Source organism: Rufibacter immobilis (genome assembly GCF_003721565.1).
Classification (GTDB): domain Bacteria; phylum Bacteroidota; class Bacteroidia; order Cytophagales; family Hymenobacteraceae; genus Nibribacter; species Nibribacter immobilis.
Map to the genome: position 1 here is coordinate 1,523,458 of NZ_RJJE01000017.1, position 18,687 is coordinate 1,542,144.

The 18,687-nt window shown below is 53.4% G+C and carries 16 protein-coding genes; 7 read left to right on the forward strand and 9 right to left on the reverse strand.

The window, feature by feature from the left end:
- Positions 1–7 precede the first annotated feature (7 nt).
- Positions 8–1,468 carry an amino acid permease gene (locus EFA69_RS19350; RefSeq protein WP_123134693.1) on the reverse strand — a complete coding sequence of 487 codons (1,461 nt, stop codon included), beginning with the start codon at positions 1,466–1,468 and terminating at the stop codon, positions 8–10.
- Between the two features lie 303 nt (positions 1,469–1,771).
- On the reverse strand, positions 1,772–2,356 hold the full coding sequence (locus tag EFA69_RS19355) for a hypothetical protein (protein WP_148041425.1): 585 nt from the start codon (positions 2,354–2,356) through the stop codon (positions 1,772–1,774).
- 220 nt (positions 2,357–2,576) lie between these two features.
- On the opposite strand from EFA69_RS19355, the gene sbcD reads away from it, so the two are divergent.
- From sbcD to EFA69_RS19375, 4 genes are all read left to right on the forward strand, one after another.
- A complete protein-coding gene (gene sbcD / locus EFA69_RS19360; protein ID WP_245964639.1) occupies positions 2,577–3,830 on the forward strand; it encodes an exonuclease subunit SbcD in 1,254 nt (417 codons plus the stop codon).
- Positions 3,831–4,165: 335 nt separating this feature from the next.
- Positions 4,166–5,773 (forward strand): catalase, encoded by a 1,608-nt coding sequence (locus EFA69_RS19365; protein ID WP_123134696.1) that lies wholly within the window; start codon positions 4,166–4,168, stop codon positions 5,771–5,773.
- Positions 5,774–5,927: 154 nt separating this feature from the next.
- A complete protein-coding gene (locus EFA69_RS19370) occupies positions 5,928–6,863 on the forward strand; it encodes a threonine ammonia-lyase (protein WP_123134697.1) in 936 nt (311 codons plus the stop codon).
- Positions 6,864–7,071: 208 nt separating this feature from the next.
- Positions 7,072–8,130 (forward strand): NAD(P)-dependent alcohol dehydrogenase, encoded by a 1,059-nt coding sequence (locus tag EFA69_RS19375; RefSeq protein WP_123134698.1) that lies wholly within the window; start codon positions 7,072–7,074, stop codon positions 8,128–8,130.
- 101 nt (positions 8,131–8,231) lie between these two features.
- Here the strand turns inward: EFA69_RS19375 and EFA69_RS19380 are convergent, their stop codons facing one another.
- The 6 genes from EFA69_RS19380 to EFA69_RS19405 all read right to left on the reverse strand — a co-directional run bounded on the left by EFA69_RS19380 (position 8,232) and on the right by EFA69_RS19405 (position 13,365).
- The gene (locus tag EFA69_RS19380) at positions 8,232–9,104 is read right to left on the reverse strand and encodes a WD40 repeat domain-containing protein (RefSeq protein WP_183906875.1); all 873 of its coding nucleotides are present in this window, start codon (positions 9,102–9,104) and stop codon (positions 8,232–8,234) included.
- A gap of 192 nt (positions 9,105–9,296) precedes the next feature.
- A complete protein-coding gene (locus EFA69_RS19385) occupies positions 9,297–10,148 on the reverse strand; it encodes a M28 family peptidase (RefSeq protein ID WP_123134700.1) in 852 nt (283 codons plus the stop codon).
- Between the two features lie 295 nt (positions 10,149–10,443).
- Positions 10,444–11,295: a universal stress protein gene (locus EFA69_RS19390; protein ID WP_123134701.1), complete on the reverse strand. Its 852-nt coding sequence runs from the start codon at positions 11,293–11,295 to the stop codon at positions 10,444–10,446.
- A 107-nt stretch (positions 11,296–11,402) separates the two neighbouring features.
- On the reverse strand, positions 11,403–11,795 hold the full coding sequence (locus EFA69_RS19395; protein WP_148041426.1) for a hypothetical protein: 393 nt from the start codon (positions 11,793–11,795) through the stop codon (positions 11,403–11,405).
- Between the two features lie 122 nt (positions 11,796–11,917).
- Positions 11,918–12,988, reverse strand: coding sequence for a DUF6687 family protein (locus tag EFA69_RS19400; protein WP_123134703.1), 1,071 nt, complete (start codon positions 12,986–12,988; stop codon positions 11,918–11,920).
- A gap of 71 nt (positions 12,989–13,059) precedes the next feature.
- A complete protein-coding gene (locus tag EFA69_RS19405; RefSeq protein ID WP_123134704.1) occupies positions 13,060–13,365 on the reverse strand; it encodes an HNH endonuclease in 306 nt (101 codons plus the stop codon).
- Between the two features lie 100 nt (positions 13,366–13,465).
- Between EFA69_RS19405 and EFA69_RS19410 the strand changes: the two genes are divergently transcribed.
- A complete protein-coding gene (locus EFA69_RS19410) occupies positions 13,466–14,698 on the forward strand; it encodes an MFS transporter (protein WP_123134705.1) in 1,233 nt (410 codons plus the stop codon).
- Between the two features lie 159 nt (positions 14,699–14,857).
- Here EFA69_RS19410 and EFA69_RS19415 read toward each other — a convergent pair whose 3' ends face one another.
- The gene (locus EFA69_RS19415) at positions 14,858–15,547 is read right to left on the reverse strand and encodes an ABC transporter ATP-binding protein (RefSeq protein WP_123134706.1); all 690 of its coding nucleotides are present in this window, start codon (positions 15,545–15,547) and stop codon (positions 14,858–14,860) included.
- Positions 15,548–15,946: 399 nt separating this feature from the next.
- On the opposite strand from EFA69_RS19415, the gene sucC reads away from it, so the two are divergent.
- Together sucC and EFA69_RS19425 are read left to right on the forward strand one after the other, a co-directional pair.
- Positions 15,947–17,143 carry an ADP-forming succinate--CoA ligase subunit beta gene (sucC, locus tag EFA69_RS19420; protein ID WP_123134707.1) on the forward strand — a complete coding sequence of 399 codons (1,197 nt, stop codon included), beginning with the start codon at positions 15,947–15,949 and terminating at the stop codon, positions 17,141–17,143.
- 223 nt (positions 17,144–17,366) lie between these two features.
- Positions 17,367–18,686 (forward strand): SWIM zinc finger family protein, encoded by a 1,320-nt coding sequence (locus EFA69_RS19425; protein ID WP_221175772.1) that lies wholly within the window; start codon positions 17,367–17,369, stop codon positions 18,684–18,686.
- Position 18,687 lies beyond the last annotated feature (1 nt).

Below are 18,687 nucleotides of genomic sequence, written 5' to 3' on the forward strand. Positions count from 1 at the left end.
ACGCTACTTATTGAATTTTCTCATCTATTACCTCGCGCACTTTAGAGTGCTTACGGCCGTAGAACATATAGATAGCAACACCCAGGGCCATCCAGATGAACAGACGAACCCAGCTTTCTCCCGGAAGCGAGTACATGAGGTAAACGCACACCACAATTCCCAAAATAGGCACCAGCGGCACCAGCGGCGTTCTGAAGGGACGTACCGCATGCGGCAATTTCTTTCTCATCACCATCACGCCCAAGCATACCAACGCAAAGGCGAACAAAGTACCAATGCTCACCATATGCCCTAGATCAGCTACCGGCACGAAGCCCGCGAAAATGCTCACGAAGAACATGAAGAAGATGTTGGTCTTCCAAGGCGTGGAGAATTTAGGATGCACGGCGCTGAAGAATTTAGGCAACAAACCATCTTTGGCCATGGTGTAAAATACCCGTGACTGCCCCATGAGCATTACCAGGATCACAGAAGTATAACCCGCCAGAATGGCGATGATCAAGGCGTCTTGCAGGAAGCTGTATCCGGTTACCGCAAAGGCAGTAGCGGCAGGCTTGGCATCACCGGCAAAATCTTTATAGTTCACCAGACCCGTCATTACGTGGGCAAACAGCACATACAGGATAGTACAAACCACCAAAGAGCCCAAGATACCGATAGGCATCCCTTTCTGCGGGTTCTTGGCTTCCTGGGCCGCAGTGGAAACGGCGTCAAAACCAATAAAGGCGAAGAACACTACCGCCGCCCCGGTGGAGATACCCGTCCAGCCATACTGGTGGAAAACGCCGGTGTTCTCTGGGATATAAGGATCATAGTTAGCCGGGTTAATATGGCTCCAGCCTAAGGCAATGAAAATCAGCACCACGGCTACTTTCAGAATTACCAGAATATTGTTCATGGTGGCAGATTCTTTGGTTCCTCTGATGAGCACCAAAGAAAGCAACATGACAATGATGATGGCGGGCAGGTTGATCATACCGCCCTCAATGATGGTACCGTCGCCCAATTTTACGCTTTCCCACGGCGAGGCGACCAGCTCATGGGGCAAGCTCATGTCATATTTATGCAGGAACTCCAGCAGATAACGTGACCAGCTCACAGATACCGTAGCCGCCCCTAATGCATATTCCAGTACCAAGTCCCAACCAATGATCCAGGCCACAAATTCACCCATGGTGGCGTAAGAATAGGTGTATGCGCTACCCGCTACCGGAATCATAGAGGCGAACTCGGCGTAGCACAACCCGGCGAAGGCACAGGCAACTGCCGCCAACACAAAGGAGATGGTTACCGCCGGCCCCGCGTTCTCTGCCGCGGCAATACCAGTGAGTGAAAACAAGCCGGCACCAATGATGGCCCCAATACCCAGGGCAACCAGGTTCCAGCTAGAGAGCGAGCGTTTCAAGGCTCCCTCGCCACTTTGACCAGCTTCAAACAACAGCTGCTCAATCGACTTTTTATGAAACATAAAGTAAAAGTTAGGGATTAGTTTGTTTTTAAGTTCGTTGATGTAAGGGTTGAAGGGGCTAATATAAGTACTTTTCGCAAGAAGCCATGCAACCGCTTTTCTCAAGAAAGGAAAGATTTAGCGGCAATGCAGAAGGACAGGGCGGTTTGGGGCTAATTCCGGAAAAAGAGCCGCTAAACGGCACAGGCGCCGTTTATACTCCTGCACACCTACTGCCATTAACCTCAGTTAGGTGCTCACTATTTCCTGAAAAAGCCAGACAAAAGCAGGACCACCTAAGCTTAAAATCTGACGTTAAGCTACTTACAGCCGCAGCGCCACCCCACCCTGCAGTGTACCATAGAAGCCTACCCCCAATTCACCGAAGGCGCAGACTTTCTTGCCGTATTGGAAACCAATTAAATTAATGTGAAATGCCAGGTTGCCATGGGTGTTTCTGTAGCTTGGCTCCTCTTCATGCCACCCTTCCTTCACCACAATTGATTTGCCCACCGCGGCGCTGCTATACAGGACAAATTTCTCCTCCCGCTTCCAGTTTACGGTTACCTGCGGCGTGATGGTATAATACCTCACCCGCTCGCCCGCAATCACCTTCTCGTAATCTACCGGCGGGGCCGAAGGACTACCTCCTGAGGTGGGTTTATACCGCCTCCCTTCCTGCGCCAAGGTAGTGTAGGCGGCGGCCAACCCTATCTCCACCCGTTGGTGAGGCGCATAGCTGTAAAGAAATGTAATGGGCCCCACGTCCTTACCTCTGTCCCTTTGCCAGTCAACTTGACTAAATAAACCTTTGAGAAATCCATAGAAAACTCCCTGCACAGAGCCTATGCCGTAGCCCACCCGTAAGGTGTGGCGGGGAAGCTGTGCCTTGGCCGAAGTCAGCGCCAAGAGAAAACAACCTAAGCACAGGAACGCTTTCCTAAAATCCATATTGAGAATGAGTTAGGGAGAAGACTCTTGAAAGATACTATTTTCTCATGGTGTTTAGCGGCTCTTTTTCAGGAATTAAGCCTAAAACAGTCGGCGGCTTTTGTAGCGCGCAACTCCTGCTTTTTCCTAAGCCTTTTGTATCTTGGGGCACCATAACGTTTAGAGGGAGAACCGCGGCATGATGAGGGTATTACACACGGCAGACTGGCACCTGGGCCAGCGTCTGGCTAATTTTGAACGTACAGAGGAACACCGTGCTTTTTTGAGCTGGCTCTGCCAGACCATCTGCGACCATAAGATTGACCTGCTCCTCATTGCCGGCGACGTCTTTGACACGGGCTTCCCCTCCAACACCGCCCTCAAACTTTATTATGACTTTCTGCGTGAGGTAAAAGATACCTGCTGCCGCGAACTGGTCATCATTGGCGGCAACCATGACTCCGTCTCCACCCTCAATGCCCCCGCCGAACTCCTTCGGCACTTCAACGTGCACGTGGTGGGCGGTGCCCCTGCCAATGCCCAGGACCAGGTAATTATCCTCCGCGACCAGCAGAATACGCCCCAGGCGGTGGTCTGCGCCGTGCCCTTCCTGCGCGACAAAGACGTGCGGCTCTCGGTGCCCGGTGAAACCGCGGAGGAGCGCGAGACCCGCCTCAAGCAAGGCATCTGCGACCACTACCGGCAACTGGTACCGCTCATTCAGGAGTACAAAGAGCAGGGCGTGCCGGTGCTGGCCACAGGGCATCTGTTTGCCGCCGGCGGCAGTGCCTCAGACAGCGAAAAGGAAATCCACGTGGGCAATCTGGGCCAGATAGCCGGTGATCAGTTCCCCACGGAGTTTGATTACGTGGCCCTTGGTCACCTGCACCGCCCCCAGGTTGTGAACAAAATGAACCACATCCGGTATAGCGGCTCGCCCATTCCCCTGAGCTTCTCTGAGATTAGTGACCGCAAGCAGGTGGTGATTCTGGACTTTGAAGATGGCAAGTTAACCAAGCTCCAGGAAGTGGACATCCCGTGCTGGCGCAAATTAGTACGCTTCAAGGGCACCATTGACGAGGTGTTCCCCAAGATCATCGCCTTTGACAACGGGGATTTGGCTTTTCCGGCCTGGGCCGAGGTGCAGCTACAGTATGAACACAACCTGCATGACCACACGCTTCGGCTGCACGAGGCTTTTGCCCTGCAGCCCCAGGTGCAGATGCTCATCCACCGCCCGCTCCGCACCCGCGACAACCAAAGCTTAGACCAGCAGTTGCCACCGGAACAGAACCTCTCTGACCTCAAACCCAAAGAAGTTTTCCTCAAGAAGTGCGAAGAAGCCCTAGAAGCAGACACTTACCAAAGCCTGGTCTCCACTTTTGATGAACTGCTGGAACTCATGCCCCAGTTGCAGGAAGAACCAGTTACTTCACAGCCCGTCCTTTCTTAACAGAACCGTTACAAGCAGATAATGCGTTTAGGGACCGTTTTTGAAAAAACGGCCTCTAAACGCATTAATTTTTTCACCCCTCCTGCTGCACATCAATCTTCCTTAAGAGAACGCCAAGCCTCATTATAGTATAAATTGATAACTTCATAAAAACTATCAATTTGAACTATAACCACAAACACCGCACCTTTAACTTATGATAAGGCTGAGAACAGAGAGTAGGGCTTTGGTTAGAGCACTTTTGAAACCGCAAAAGGCCTCTCCACAGAGTAACCTGAACAACAGCCTAAGCGTTAGTAAATAATTAGTTGCGTCTACATCAACTTAAACAATCTATGGAAAACCAAGAGAAACAAACAAACGGCCAGAACGGGTCTAACCAGCAGGACAAGCCTATCCTGACCACGCGTCAGGGGCACCCGGTTACTGACAACCAGAACATCCGTACCGTAGGTAACCGTGGACCGGCTACTATGGAGAACTACCAGTTCCTGGAGAAAATGTCTCACTTTGACCGTGAGCGTGTTCCGGAGCGCGTAGTGCATGCCCGTGGAGCTGGAGCACATGGTGTGTTTGAGGCATACGGCACCGTGGGTGATGAACCCATTGCCAAGTATACCCGCGCCAAGCTGTTCCAGGAAAAAGGAAAGCAGACGCCGGTGTTTGTGCGTTTCTCCACCGTGGGCCACGGCGGTCACTCGCCCGAAACGCTGCGCGACCCCCGGGGTTTTGCCGTTAAATTCTATACCGAAGACGGTAACTGGGATCTGGTGGGCAATAACCTCAAGATTTTCTTTATCAGAGACGCCCTCAAATTCCCAGACCTGATCCACTCCCAGAAACCAGATCCGGTAACCAACATCCAGAGCGGCGAGCGTATCTTTGACTTCATTGCCAGCACGCCCGAGTCTACCCACATGGCCACCTTCCTGTTCTCGCCGTGGGGCATTCCAGCCAACTACCGCCAGATGCAGGGCTCAGGGGTGAACACCTACAAATGGGTGAACGCCGACGGCGAAGCCGTACTGGTGAAATACCATTGGGAGCCGCTTCAGGGCATTCGCAACCTGACCCAAGCCGAGGCCCAGGACATTCAAGGCAAGAACTTCAACCACGCTACCCAAGATCTATTTGAGGCCATCAAGGAAGGCAACTATCCGCAGTGGGAGTTGCTGGTGCAGATCATGAGCGACGATGAGCACCCAGAACTGGACTTCGATCCGTTGGATGACACCAAACTGTGGCCAAGAGAGCAATTCCCGTGGCTGCCGGTAGGTAAAATGACCCTGAACCGCAACCCAGAGAACTATTTTGCCGAGGTGGAACAAGCGGCCTTCGGAACCGGGGTTCTGGTAGACGGCCTGGATTTCTCTGATGATAAAATGCTGCAGGGCCGTACCTTCTCGTACTCAGACACCCAGCGGTACCGCGTGGGAGCCAACTACCTGCAACTGCCTATCAACGCGCCTAAAACCCACGTGGCTACCAACCAGCGCGATGGCCAGATGGCGTACCGTCAGGACATTTTACCGGGCACCAACCCGCACATCAACTATGAGCCGTCAATCTTAGGAGGTTACAAAGAAGCCCCCAAAGTGGCCAAAGACCATACCCCACGCTATGAGGCCAATCTGGTGCGCCAGAAAATTGACCGTACCAATGACTTCAAGCAAGCCGGTGACACCTACCGCAACTTTGAGGACTGGGAACGCGAAGACCTCATTACCAACTTGGTGAACACCCTGGCCACTTGCGACAAGCGGATCCAGGACAAGATGATTGAGCACTTCACCCTAGCCGATGAAGACTACGGTCGCCGGGTAGCCGAGGGCTTGAAAAACACCACCAAGTCTATGGACGACAAAGGCCCTAACGGAGCCATCTCGCCAAAGGCAGGCGTGGAAGAAGCCAAAGAAGTATCTCACCCAGCCAAGCCATACTAATCCGTTTTTTAAAACACACCCCGAAGGGCCACCTCACATGAGGTGGCTTTTTCATTTCTTGGCAGTCTGTAAAGTCTCATAACCACTGTTTCATTATCTTTGGTTTTACTTCCTTTGCCTACTTCCACAGAGATTCTTTCCAGAACCCAGCCCCATGTACCAAGAAGCCTTAGCCGCCACCGCCCAAAGAATTGCCCCCTTCCTCCATCGTACGCCGGTGCTCACTTCACGCCTGTTAAACCAGATAGCCGGGGCCGAGCTTTACTTCAAATGCGAAAACCTGCAACGCATGGGGGCTTTCAAGATGCGGGGCGCCGTAAACGCGGTGCTACAATTGTCTGAGGAGCAGAAAACCCGCGGGGTGGTCACGCACTCTTCGGGAAATTTTGCCCAGGCCCTGGCACTGGCGGCGCAGAGTATTGGCGTACAAGCTTACATTGTGATGCCCGAGAATGCGCCGCAGGTAAAGAAAGACGCCGTACGGGGCTACGGCGGACAGATCATTGAGTGCAGCTCAGAACCAATGGCCCGTGAGGAAGTAGCAGCGCAAGTGGAAAAGGAAAAAGGCGCGTACTTCATCCATCCGTCTAATGACCTGGAAGTGATTCTGGGCCAGGGAACAGCCGCGCTGGAACTGCTGCAAGATCACCCAAACCTGGAACACATCTTCACCCCGGTAGGTGGCGGCGGACTCATTGCCGGCACCGCGCTGGCGGCTCATTCCTTCGGGCAGAACTGCACGGTCATTGGGGGCGAACCGTTTGCCGCCGATGATGCGTACCGGTCGTTGCAGTCGGGGCAGATTGAAGCCAACACCTCCACCAATACTATGGCAGACGGCCTCCGAACCCAATTAGGCGATATCAATTTCCCCATCATCCAGAAACACGTGGCCCAGATCATACGGGTGGAGGAAGCGGAGATTATGGCGGCGCTGCGGCTTATCTGGGAAAGGATGAAACAGGTGGTGGAACCGTCCAGTGCCGTGGCGCTGGCCGCCCTTCTCAGAAACAAAGAAGAATTTGCAGGGCGCAGGATAGGGATCATCCTCTCGGGTGGTAACGTAGATCTTTCCAAACTTCCATTTTAGGCATTTTTTAGGAAAAACGGCCGCTAAACGTAAATCTGCTGCTATTTCCTCTAAAGATCTTGCCCCTCGGTTTCCTGTAGAACACCAGATGTGACTCAGGAATTTACCTTTTGCCTGTTTCCTTCGCCCCAGGGCACTATATCTTCGGCGCGTTCTTCCCGTATCTTTGAGTTGATACTCTTTCAACTGTATACTTAAAGATAAGACTATGTTAGAAACCAAAGGATACGCCGCGTTTGATCCTAATTCTCCGCTGGCGCCTTTCAACTTCCAGCGCCGGGAGGTGGGCCCGCACGATGTGCTCATTGAAATCATGTTCTGCGGGGTGTGCCACTCAGACCTGCACACGGCCAAAGGCGAATGGGGCGGCGCGCTGTACCCAGTGGTGCCGGGCCACGAAATTGTGGGCCGCATTGTACGGGTAGGCGACCACGTGAAGAAATTCCAGGTGGGTGAAATGGCCGGTGTGGGCTGTATGGTAGACTCCTGCCAGACCTGCCCCAGCTGTAACGAAGGCCTGGAGCAATACTGCGAAAAAGGCTTCGTGGGGACCTACAACAGCCCGGAACCCGGTTTAGACACGCCTACGTACGGCGGTTACTCCAACCAGATTGTGGTATCTGAGAACTTCGTGCTGCGCATACGCGAAGACCAGGACCTGGCCCGCGTGGCACCATTGCTGTGCGCCGGTATCACCACTTTCTCGCCGCTCCGCCACTGGAAAGTGGGCCAGGGGCACCGGGTTGCCGTGGTAGGTTTGGGCGGCCTTGGTCACATGGCGGTAAAACTGGCGGCTTCCATGGGGGCCGAGGTAACCGTATTGAGTACCTCTCCTAACAAAGAAGCAGATGCCCAGGCCTTGGGCGCCCATAAATTTGTGGTGACCAAAGATGAGCAGGCCCTGAAGCAGGTGCGCGGTTATTTTGACTTCATCATCAACACGGTTTCTGCCAAAGTAAGCCTGGACATGTACGCCAGCCTGCTGCGCCGCGACGGCACCATGATCCTGCTGGGCGTTCCGCCCGAGGCTCCTGAACTGCACGCCGGTACGCTTATCTTCGGGCGGCGGAGCATTGCCGGTTCCCTCATTGGCGGCATTGCCGAAACCCAGGAGATGCTGGACTACTGCGCCGAGCACAACATTCTCTCAGACGTGGAAGTCATCAACATCAACCAGATTAACACGGCCTATGACCGTATGCTGGCCGGCGATGTGAAGTACCGCTTTGTGATTGACATGGCCAGCCTGGAGAACACCAGTGCCTAAGTATAGTTAATAGTTTTTCTAAACGACAAAGCCGGTCTTTCTAAAAGGCCGGCTTTGTCGTTTTAGGGCAAATTCTGGAAAAACAGCCCCTAAACGCAATTCTACAGCACAGACATGAGCTGCACGGACTTCGCGAATTTTGGGGAGAGGATCACCTTGGAGTCGTCGCGGGAAATGGCAGTTCTGGGAGAGCCGCTGGCCTTGGACACCGACACGCTGGTACCTTTCTCCATGTCAAAGATTCTCAGATTAGAGCTGGCGGCGTTGGAGTGATACAGCAGCTTGTTGCTTTTGTGGAAGAAAGACAGACCCTTGGCGTAGTCGCGGGGGCCGTTTTTCTTCAGGGATTTCACCAGTGCCATGTTGTGGGTGTTATAGATCCGGATGATTTCCTCGGCCTGCCCAAACCCGATGGCCAGAAATTTATCATCGGCGCTAATGGCAAGGTCAGTGGGCGTGGCGTAGTTGGTGTTGAACACGTGGAGGAGTTCGCCATCTTTGGCAGAAATGGCATAGACCCGGTTGGCAAACCAGGCGTAGAAACGGTCCCCGCTGTTGCTGAATATCACTCTGGAATCTTGGGCGGCGTAGCGGGGCTTGGCTACGGGCTCCCAGGTATCAGTACTGAACAGCAGCAGCTCGCTGTTCTGCAACAGCGCCACCAGCCGGTTACCAGACATGGCCAATTCCCGCACCTGCGCCGACAGGCCGTCAATGCTCTTAACCAGGCTCAGGTCTTTGGTTTTCAGTATTTTGATGGACTTATCCTCACCACCGGTAATAATGTAGTTCCCGTCTGCCGAATAGGCGCAGGCTAGCGCCAAGCCTTCATGCACTTTCTTAAAATCTAACGGAAACGTCTTTGATACATCCCAGAGATAAAGCATGCCCTTGCTCCCCACTGATACCAGCCGGTTTCCGTCTGGCGAGAACACGGAGTTTTGGAAAGACAGATCTGCCTCATGCTTAAGCATTGCTATCGTTTTCAGCTTTGTCTGCCCCCAGGTGCAGGTGGCAAACAGACAAAAAGCAAGCATTAAAAAACTCCTTACCCCCTGTACCATCCCTTAAAAATCAATTTATTATTAGTAAAATTAAAATTCATAAATCTTTAAACGCATTTCAATACCTAAATCTAATTAAATCTAGGAACCATATCAGTTTCTTTAGAAATTAAGCAGGGCATGATACACGCCTTTCACTACTTCTTCCATTCTGGCAAAATCAAGCGTGTCTATGGTGTCTGTGCTCTGGTGGTAATGCGGGTTGCGCAGAAAAGACGTGTCATTGATCATCACGGCCTGGTACCCTTGAGCCCAGTAGTTACGGTGGTCTGACAACGATACGCCGGGCAACTCTGCCGGCGCCGCGATAGACTGCACATCTACGTTGGCTTTCTCTTTCATGAGTTGCTGCACCCGCTGCACGGTCTGCTCCTGCCCGGCCCGGCCCACCACCACAATAAAGTTACCGGTGGTAGGGTACAAGTGCTTCATGGCCTCGTACTGGAAACGCTGGGAATTAGGTTCATCTGTGAAATAACCAATCATCTCCAGGCAGATCATGAGTTTCACCTCCACCCCTTCCTTTTTGATAGCTTTGGCATGGATGGCACTGCCCATTTTGTCGGTGGCAAAATAGGGCGGCTCTTCAAAATTAAAGGCGACAAAGTCGATCCGGTGCCGTACCTGGGGTTTCTCTTCGTGGACAGCCCGCGCCAGCTCCAATAGTCCGGCCACGGCGCTGGCATTGTCATCTGCCCCGGGGGTATTATCACAGACGTCATAATGAGCGCCCACAATCACCCGAGGCCCGTCTTCCGGTCCGTAAGAGAGAATAAGGTTGTCGAAACCCTGGTGCAGAGGCTGTTTGCTCACCCGCTCACTCAGTGCCCGAAACTCCGCCTCTATATAATCGGCGGCCTTGTGCAAAGAGGCGGGGTGACCAATGCTTCTGGCAGGTTGGAGAGAAGTAAGATACGCTACGTGGTGGTATAAACGGTTCCGTTGTACAGGCATCAGAGTTGAGGGTTTGACTTAGTGTACTGATTCTGGACAAAGAGGTTAAACCATTTTACGCTAAAGCTCCCCGGCCAGCCGAAGTTTGCGTTTAGGGGCTCTTTTTAGAAAAACAGCCCCTAAACGCAAACCGCGCCACCCTAATTCACCCATTACTCCCTCAGGAAGTTTCCCCGTAGAATGTCCCTTCGCCAGGGGCAGCGCCCAGGAAAGAAGACATGCCGCAGAGGCCGCACCCCTGCGCTGTTTCTTACTTCTTTAAATTTATTTCTTCCTTACCGGCAGTTGGCCAAGACTACTCGGTGTCTGCGTGCAGCACCAGCAGGGGCAGTTTGGTTTGGTAGGTCATTTTTTCGGCTAAACTCATCCCAAACAGGTCTTTGATGAAATTGCGGCGCTTCTTGAGAATGGCCAGCATGTTGCTGTTGGTTTTGCCCAGGTAATCCTTGAGCCCTACTTCTTCGTCTGGGTGCACTACCTCCTGGAACGTCACCGGGAACCCGCTCAGATCAGTGCGCAGGCGGTCCAGGAACTCCTGGGCCTGCCGGGCCTCGTCTGAACCCGCTTTTTTGGTAACGTGCACCACTTCCACTTCGGCCCTGAATACGGTGGCCAGGCTAATGACCTGCCCAAGCGCTTTGGCGTCTTCGGGCTGATAGTCTGAGGCATAGACAATCCGGTGGATGTCTGGGAAGGTAGCCTTGGCCGGTATGGCCAGCACGGGGCACTTCACCTGCGCAATCACGCTCTCGGTGTTGCTGCCAATCAGGATTTCCTCTAGCGTATTACCGCCGCCGGTGGTGCCCAGCACGATAAAATCATAGCCGTCTTCTTTGACCATCCGCTCAATGGCGTCTGCCAGGAAAGCTTCCCGCACCCTTTGGTCAATGGTGAGGCTGCCTCCAGCTTCTCCGGCCACGCTTTGCAGGTGCATAGACAGGGAATGGAGTTTATCGGCGGAAACGCGTCGTTGCTCGTCCAGCACCTGCGAGGCCATAAGCGCAGACTCAGAGGTGTCCATGAGGGGCAGGTGCAGCACGTGCAGCAAAGTAACTGAGGCTCCCGTGCGAAGTGCAATCTGAGCGGCGTATTCGGCTGCTTTGTTAGAGGTCTTGGAGAAGTCAACGGGGCAGAGAATCTTTTTCATAGTTTTGTAGGATTGGTAGGATGTGGCTTTGCACCAGTTATAACGTACAAAACGAGAATTGGCAAAGCGGGGTTATCTATGGGCGAACGAGCACAGGGGCACTGTTCCTAATGGGTTTCAGCTAACCAAGCCTCCGCGTCTTCCAGGGAATCAAAAATATTGAGCGGAATCTTAGAGATTTGAGCCAGCGCAATGGCTTGCTCGCTGCCGGGCTGGTTGAGCTCATGCACCTCCGCCACTTGCGAAACCCCTGCCTCCACGGTCAGCTCCTGAGCTTGAATCTGCATCTCCTGCACTTCCATAGAGTATAACTCTTTCTCTCTGATGTCACACAGAATGGTGAACCCCGGCTTTACCAGCCCCAGCGCTTGATGAAGATGCGTCATGTACAGAGGTACTTCGCTCTGCGTGTTCCACACCCCCCTTATTTTCATGTAGATTCTGTTCTTCTCTACGTCTACCGCAAAGCAGTAGAACGAATTCTGGGCAATAATAATCATAGCAGCGTCAAACATTTCTGCAGATGCGCCACTATCTGGACGGGGGATACCGGAGAGAGGCTGGTTCAGATTTGATTCCTGTAAAGTTAAAGGCAGATTTGTAAATAGCAAAAATCCGATCCTTAAATTTTATTATTTCTCAGATTGAACAATTTCACTTCGCCCCACGCCCAGCGGCGCTTGGGCTGCACTCCTGAAAATGCATTCTGCAAATATGACACCACTATTTGCACAAATGCATCTGGCTCAATGGAGGAGGACTGGACTGTACGCTGGGTGGGGTTGCCATACCGTTGCACCTTAGTCAATGGTTCTGACTGTAGGCGCAGCAAAGGCCCCGTATCGGTTACCCCATCTGCTACCCACTGGAGGCCGGAGGTTTCCAAGTCATTCAAAACATGGGCCAAAGGGCGCAAATCTGGACGGGGGAGCGTAGGACGGCTTTCCAGGTCTACCCAGGTGGTGTACTTACATTCCAGCTCATACCGGTTACCCGCGTAACAGGAGAGCACCAGGTCATACCCAGCCGTTGGCCCGAACAGCGCATAATAGTGCAAGGGCTCCGGCGTACGCACCACAAAAAGCCCCACTTCTGGGTATTGGATTTTTTCAGCCGAACTGCTAACCATCTGCTGACACCCCTGCATCACCTCCTGCACCTCCGGCTTCCATACTTTATGGAATAGTTCTACATTTTCTAATACAGAGCCAAATTCTCGTAAAAAATAGTGAAATTTTGGGATAGAGGCCGTCACTTCGTTCTCTTCCAGTTCGCTGGCTCCAAAGGGAGGGTAGAACTTTTCCTTCTCCTGCGCATTTATCCAGCACACCAGCTGCAGGGCCTTCTGGCTGTGCGCAGTACTCAGGTCCAGCTCCCGGAAATCACCTATCACCGCCATCTGCCGCAGGGTTTCTTCGTGCGCCAGCGCAAGTTCAGGATTCAGCAGCGCCCAAACGCCCACAAAAGCATCTATGTCAAAGTGGTTGGCGGTTACGAAAGAATACTTCTGCAGGTCGGGCCATTGAAGCCGGAGCGCCCGCAGTACCATGCCCGCGCTGGTGTCTTCCCTAAGTTCTGCGGGGGTGGGAGCTTCGCGCCAGTGCGAAAGCACCAGTCCGTTGGGATGGAAGCTGTCTACCACAACAGCTGGCTGGGTTTTGATCTGCGGGAACGGGAGATAGCTAAAAGGCATGTTTTCTGTAAATTTAACTATCTGATTTGCGTTTAGGGGCTCTTTTTGCAAAAATAACCCCTAAACGCAAATCAGCGCTTTCTGCGGCGGTTGGTGATTTTGTCCAGGCGTTTGGTGCGCACCCAGTTCAGGTATTTCTGCAATCCTTCAGAGGCTTTGAGCGCTTCAATGGAATTGTAGAGTACCGCCAGCTCTTTGTTGGTGTACGTGAGGTGGACGGTGCTGTGGCAGGGCTGGCACAGAGGCGTGGTGGGCCCGTGCCGACCTCCCTCCTCGCGGGGCACCAGGTGGTGCAGGGTGGTAAACCCTACCTCCCGTTCGCAGAGGGCGCACACGGGATCAGCGCTTTCTTCTTTTTTCCGGTTCTTTTTTGCCATATACCTTTGGGACAAAACATCAGATGTCCGCCGCCAGACAAACTTCCCCATTTCAGCCCCGTAAAGCCTTGGGATTTGTGCTCATCTACTTTACTAACGTATGTCTCTCCCCTCTTCGTCTGTAACGCCACAGGGTACTGCCCCCGCGCTCAAGGAAAGCTGGTTACTCTTTATTCTGGCGGCAATCCAGTTTACGCACATCATGGACTTTGTGATCATGATGCCGTTGGGGCCGCAGCTCATGCGGGTGTTTTCCATCAGTCCGCGGGAATTCGGGCTTCTGGTATCGGCGTATACGTTTAGTGCGGCGGCATCTGGTTTATTGAGCGCTTTCTTCATTGACCGCTATGACCGTAAAATTGCGCTGCTGGGGCTATATCTGGGTTTTACCGTGAGTACGCTGGCCTGCGCCCTGGCCCCCACCTTCACGTTTCTGCTCCTGGCCAGAATTCTGGCGGGGGCTTTTGGCGGGGTTTTAGGGGCGCTGGTACTGGCTATCATTGGGGATTCGGTGCCCGAGGAACGGCGCGGGGCGGCCACCGGCAAGGTAATGGCGGCTTTCTCGGTGGCTTCCATTGGGGGCATTCCCATTGGGCTTTATCTGGCCAGCCATGCCAGCTGGCACGCCCCCTTCTACCTCTTAACGGCCTTGAGCGTGCTGGTGCTCTTGATTACCTGGCGGATGCTGCCCCCTATGCGCCAGCACCTCCTGCACCAGATGCCGCAATCGCCGGCGAAAGTACTGGGCACCATCTTCCGGCGGAGCAACTGCCTCTGGGCCTTTACCTTAATGGTGACGCTTTCCTTAGCGGGATTTACCGTGGTGCCGTTTCTGAGCCCGTACATGGTGGCGAATGTGGGCTTCGCGGAGGCGGAATTAAGCTACATCTACCTGTTTGGCGGACTGGCCACGGTGGTAACCTCGCAATGGGCGGGACGGCTCTCTGACCGGTACGGGAAAAAGCGTGTCTTTATGCTGGCGGCGCTGGTATCTGTAGCCCCTATTCTGGTGGTGACGCACCTGTCGGCGGTGCCGCACTGGCAGGCGTTTGTGGTAACTACGTTCTTCTTTATTTTCTTCGGGGCTAGGTTTGTGCCGGCTATGTCTTTGATCACTTCCAGTGTGGAGCCCCGGCTGCGCGGCTCTTTCATGAGCGTGAATTCCTCTGTGCAGCAACTGGCATCGGGCTTGGCGGCTTTCCTCTCGGGGCTGGTAATCACTACCCAACCCGGCTCCCAACAATTGCAGCACTTTGGCACGGTGGGCCTCATCGCGACAGCCTTCACCTTGGTTTCTATGTGGGTAGTAACCCGGCTGAAGCAAGTGAGTTGAAGAAGCGCGACATCTAATTCGAGTCAGGGGACTTCATAAGATACAGCATAACCGAATCTGCCCGAAAAGCCCGTCAAAACAAATCCAATTTATTTATTCCAGCATACCCGGATTAGGTCAGTTTTGAGAAAAACGGCCGCTAAACGAAAATCTGTTTATTTATTGAGCCTCCTCGGGCTGTAGCAGGAAGCCGTCTTTCATGGTGAGTTTGCGGTCGGCCATGTCGGCGAGGACGGGGTTGTGGGTCACCAACACGAAGGTTTGCCCCAGGTCCTGGCGGAGTTTGAAGAAGATCTGGTGCAGCTCCTCGGCGTTCTTGGAGTCCAGGTTTCCGGAGGGCTCGTCGGCGAAGATGAGCTTGGGCGAATTGATGAGGGCGCGGGCCACGGCGGTGCGCTGTTGCTCTCCCCCACTCATCTCAGAGGGCTTGTGGTCCAGGCGGTGCCCCAGGTTGAGCATCTCCAGCAGCTCCTTGGCGCGGGTCTCCACTTCCTTCTCGGGCCGGTCGGCCAGGAAACCGGGCAGGCAGACGTTCTCCAGTGCCGTGAACTCGGGCAACAGATTGTGGAATTGGAAGATAAAGCCAATGTTGCGGTTTCTGAAACGGGCCACTTCTTTGTTGCTCATGCCAGATATTTTCTGCCCGTGCAGGTACACCTCACCGGCATCTGGAGAGTCCAAAGTGCCCAACAGGTGCAGGAGCGTGCTCTTGCCGGCCCCAGAGGCGCCTACAATGGAGACAACCTCGGCCTCGCCAATGATGAGGTCAATGCCTTTCAGGACCGGAAGCTTTCCGTATGATTTATGCAGCCCGCGGGCCTCCAACAAAACTGGTTTCTCTATACTCATGGGTACTACAAAAGAAGCGGGAACCGGCGGCATTTGCAAATCAAGTGCGCCCGTGCTGTCAACGGCAACCCCACCAGAAAGTTGTATCGGCTTGTTTTGAGCCTAATTCAGGAAAAAGAGCCGCTAAACGGAACAGACCAGTTCATGCCGTAGCAACTGATTTTTGCCCCTGCTTACTATAAGGAGTCTTTCCGTTGGGTACCTACGGCGTTTAGGGGCTCTTTTTCTGGAAACAGGCCAAAACCGCTTCTTCTATTGTTCAGGCTAAACCGGAGGTTCGCTTAAAAACCGCTTTTAATTAGGCGCGCTGGGCACGGAACGGGCCACATCTTGGCCGCTGCTTTGAAAAGTTAGCCGTATACTGTACTTTCGTGCACCTAAAAACATCAACCTAACCTCATGAATATACACGAGTACCAGGCGAAAGACATTCTGAAACGCTACGGCGTTAGAATTCAGGAAGGCATCGTGGCGGAAACCCCTGAAGAGGCGGTAGCCGCTGCCAAGCGTTTAACCGAGGAAACCGGCACTGGCTGGCACGTAATCAAAGCCCAGATTCATGCGGGCGGCCGTGGTAAAGGCGGCGGGGTGAAATTGGCCAAAAACCTGGAGCAGGTGAAAGAACTGGCTGGTCAAATCATTGGCATGCAGCTGGTGACGCACCAGACCGGCCCCGAAGGCAAAAAAGTAAACAAAGTGCTTGTGGCGCAGGATGTATACTATCCCGGCGACTCTGAGCCGAAAGAATTTTACCTGTCTATCCTGTTGGACAGAGCCAAAGGTCAGAACGTGATCATGGCCTCTACCGAGGGTGGTATGGACATTGAAGAAGTGGCGGAGCACACGCCAGACAAAATCTTCAAAGAGTGGATTGACCCAGCCGTTGGCCTGCAAGGCTTCCAGGCCCGTAAGATCGCGTTCGCGTTCGGGTTAGAGGGCGAGGCATTCAAGGAGATGGTGAAATTCGTGACCAACCTCTATAAGGCGTATCTGGACACTGACGCTTCTATGTTTGAGATCAACCCTGTGCTGAAGACCTCAGACAACAAAATCCTGGCTGTTGACGGGAAAGTGGACCTGGACGACAACGCCCTGTTCCGCCACAAAGACCTGGCCGACCTGCGCGACCTGGCCGAGGAAGATCCTTTGGAAGTGGAAGCCAGCAAAAGCAACCTGAACTACGTGAAGCTGGACGGTAACGTGGGTTGTATGGTGAACGGTGCCGGTCTGGCCATGGCCACCATGGACATCATCAAGCTTTCCGGCGGTGAGCCTGCTAACTTCCTGGACGTAGGAGGTGGAGCCAACGCGCAGACCGTAGAAGCCGGTTTCCGTCTCATTCTGCAAGACCCTAACGTGAAAGCCATCCTGATCAACATCTTCGGGGGTATTGTGCGTTGCGACCGCGTTGCCAACGGGGTGGTAGAGGCTTACAAGAACATAGGCACCATCAACGTTCCAATCATTGTGCGTCTGCAAGGTACCAACGCCGAGGAAGGTGCCCGTATCATTGACGAATCTGGCCTGAAAGTATTCTCTGCCGTGGCTCTGAAAGAAGCTGCCCAGAAAGTGAAAGACGTGCTGGCTACTGCCTAAGTGTTTTTTGCTTATCAATAACTAAGAAGGCCTCTCCTACCACAGGAGAGGCCTTCTTGTTTTAGGCTTTTTTGGAAATCTGATGAAAAGGTAAGATATACTTGTTCCCTTTAATTTCAGATTTCTCTAGCAACATAAGGTAAACCAAAGAAATTTAGTATTTTGATACGTGTTTTTCTACGGCAGCCAAAACCAGAAAGCGCATCATCTTTCCCTGATGTTCATGCCCCTCACCGAAGACCAGATTACCCAGTTAGCCCCAGATGCGGCCTCTGTGAAGGCGGGTCAGCAGTTGGCCACCACCAGCAAATGGGTGAGCAAGGCCATCCATGAGAAAGCCATGTGGGGCAACTGCCAGGGCAGCGGCAAGAATCCCTACCGCACCATGGTGGACTTGCAGAAAATTGCCTTCAAATGCTCCTGCCCCAGCCGCAAATTCCCCTGCAAGCACGGCTTGGGCCTGCTGTACCTCTATGCTCGCGCCTCAAGTGACTTCACTACCGCCGCTGCCCTGGAACCTGATGTAGAGGAATGGGTGAGCAAACGGGCGGCCAAGGCCGATGCCAAAGAACCCAAAGAAGAAACGGCCGCCCCAAAGAAAACAGACGCCAAAGGCCAGGAGAAGCGCGCCGAGGAACGGGAAAAGAAAGTGTCTGCCGGGCTGGAGGAACTGCGGGTGTGGCTCAGAGACCTAGTCCGGAACGGGATTCACCAAATCCCCTCGGTCTCTCCTTCGTTTTACCGCACCATAGCAGCCCGCATGGTAGATGCCCAGGTGCCCGCCATGGCCAATGCTTTGAACCGTTTACACCAACTGCCTTATCACCAAGACGGGTGGCAAAAACCTTTCCTCCGAAGAATCTCTTCGTTGTATCTGTTATCAGAAGCCTACCAATACCTGCCCCACGTCCCGGTACCGCTCCAGACCGATATAAAGACATTGATTGGCTGGAACACGCCCAAAGAGCAGGTGCTGCAACAGGAAGGAATTTTAGATGCCTGGCTGGTGCTGAGTCGGGAACTGGAGGAGGAAGACCGCTTGACCACCGAGCACATTTGGCTGGTGGGCCAGCAGCACCAGCGCTTTGCCCTGCTTCTGAATTTCTACCCCATGGGCCAAGTGCCGCAGTTCGCGTTGGTAGTGGGTACTACCATCACGGCAGAATTGGTCTATTATCCTTCGGCTTATCCGTTGAGGGCTTTGGTGAAAGGACAACAGGGCCTGCAACCTTCTACCCTTCCTTCGGCAGAGCCGGATTTCAACTCTGTCCTGAACCAGGTAGCCCACGCGCTGGCCCTCCAGCCTTTCCTGGAACAGCTTCCGTTTTTAGTATCCGAAGTTAAAGTGGTGCACCAAAAAGAGAAATGGTACCTGGTGGACCAGCACCAGCATCGTCTGCCCCTCCTGAACCCTGAGGTGGAGGGCTGGCGGGTTTTAGCGACCTCGGCCGCAGCGCCGTTTACCGCTTTCATTATTTATACTCCGGATGGGGTTACCCTGCGGGCGTATTGGGTGCAACAACAATTTTACCCCCTCCCCTAAC

Excerpts from the sequence above, each read along its gene's own strand:
- EFA69_RS19405 (WP_123134704.1), bottom strand. The coding sequence starts at position 13,365 with ATGGCAAAAAAGAACCGGAAAAAAGAAGAAAGCGCTGATCCCGTGTGC.
- EFA69_RS19415 (WP_123134706.1), bottom strand. The coding sequence starts at position 15,547 with ATGAGTATAGAGAAACCAGTTTTGTTGGAGGCCCGCGGGCTGCATAAA.
- EFA69_RS19385 (WP_123134700.1), bottom strand. The coding sequence starts at position 10,148 with ATGCCTGTACAACGGAACCGTTTATACCACCACGTAGCGTATCTTACT.
- EFA69_RS19380 (WP_183906875.1), bottom strand. The coding sequence starts at position 9,104 with ATGCTTAAGCATGAGGCAGATCTGTCTTTCCAAAACTCCGTGTTCTCG.
- EFA69_RS19400 (WP_123134703.1), bottom strand. The coding sequence starts at position 12,988 with ATGCCTTTTAGCTATCTCCCGTTCCCGCAGATCAAAACCCAGCCAGCT.
- EFA69_RS19410 (WP_123134705.1), top strand. The coding sequence starts at position 13,466 with ATGTCTCTCCCCTCTTCGTCTGTAACGCCACAGGGTACTGCCCCCGCG.
- EFA69_RS19390 (WP_123134701.1), bottom strand. The coding sequence starts at position 11,295 with ATGAAAAAGATTCTCTGCCCCGTTGACTTCTCCAAGACCTCTAACAAA.
- EFA69_RS19425 (WP_221175772.1), top strand. The coding sequence starts at position 17,367 with ATGCCCCTCACCGAAGACCAGATTACCCAGTTAGCCCCAGATGCGGCC.
- EFA69_RS19350 (WP_123134693.1), bottom strand. The coding sequence starts at position 1,468 with ATGTTTCATAAAAAGTCGATTGAGCAGCTGTTGTTTGAAGCTGGTCAA.
- EFA69_RS19395 (WP_148041426.1), bottom strand. The coding sequence starts at position 11,795 with ATGATTATTATTGCCCAGAATTCGTTCTACTGCTTTGCGGTAGACGTA.
- sbcD (WP_245964639.1), top strand. The coding sequence starts at position 2,577 with ATGATGAGGGTATTACACACGGCAGACTGGCACCTGGGCCAGCGTCTG.
- EFA69_RS19365 (WP_123134696.1), top strand. The coding sequence starts at position 4,166 with ATGGAAAACCAAGAGAAACAAACAAACGGCCAGAACGGGTCTAACCAG.
- EFA69_RS19370 (WP_123134697.1), top strand. The coding sequence starts at position 5,928 with ATGTACCAAGAAGCCTTAGCCGCCACCGCCCAAAGAATTGCCCCCTTC.
- sucC (WP_123134707.1), top strand. The coding sequence starts at position 15,947 with ATGAATATACACGAGTACCAGGCGAAAGACATTCTGAAACGCTACGGC.
- EFA69_RS19375 (WP_123134698.1), top strand. The coding sequence starts at position 7,072 with ATGTTAGAAACCAAAGGATACGCCGCGTTTGATCCTAATTCTCCGCTG.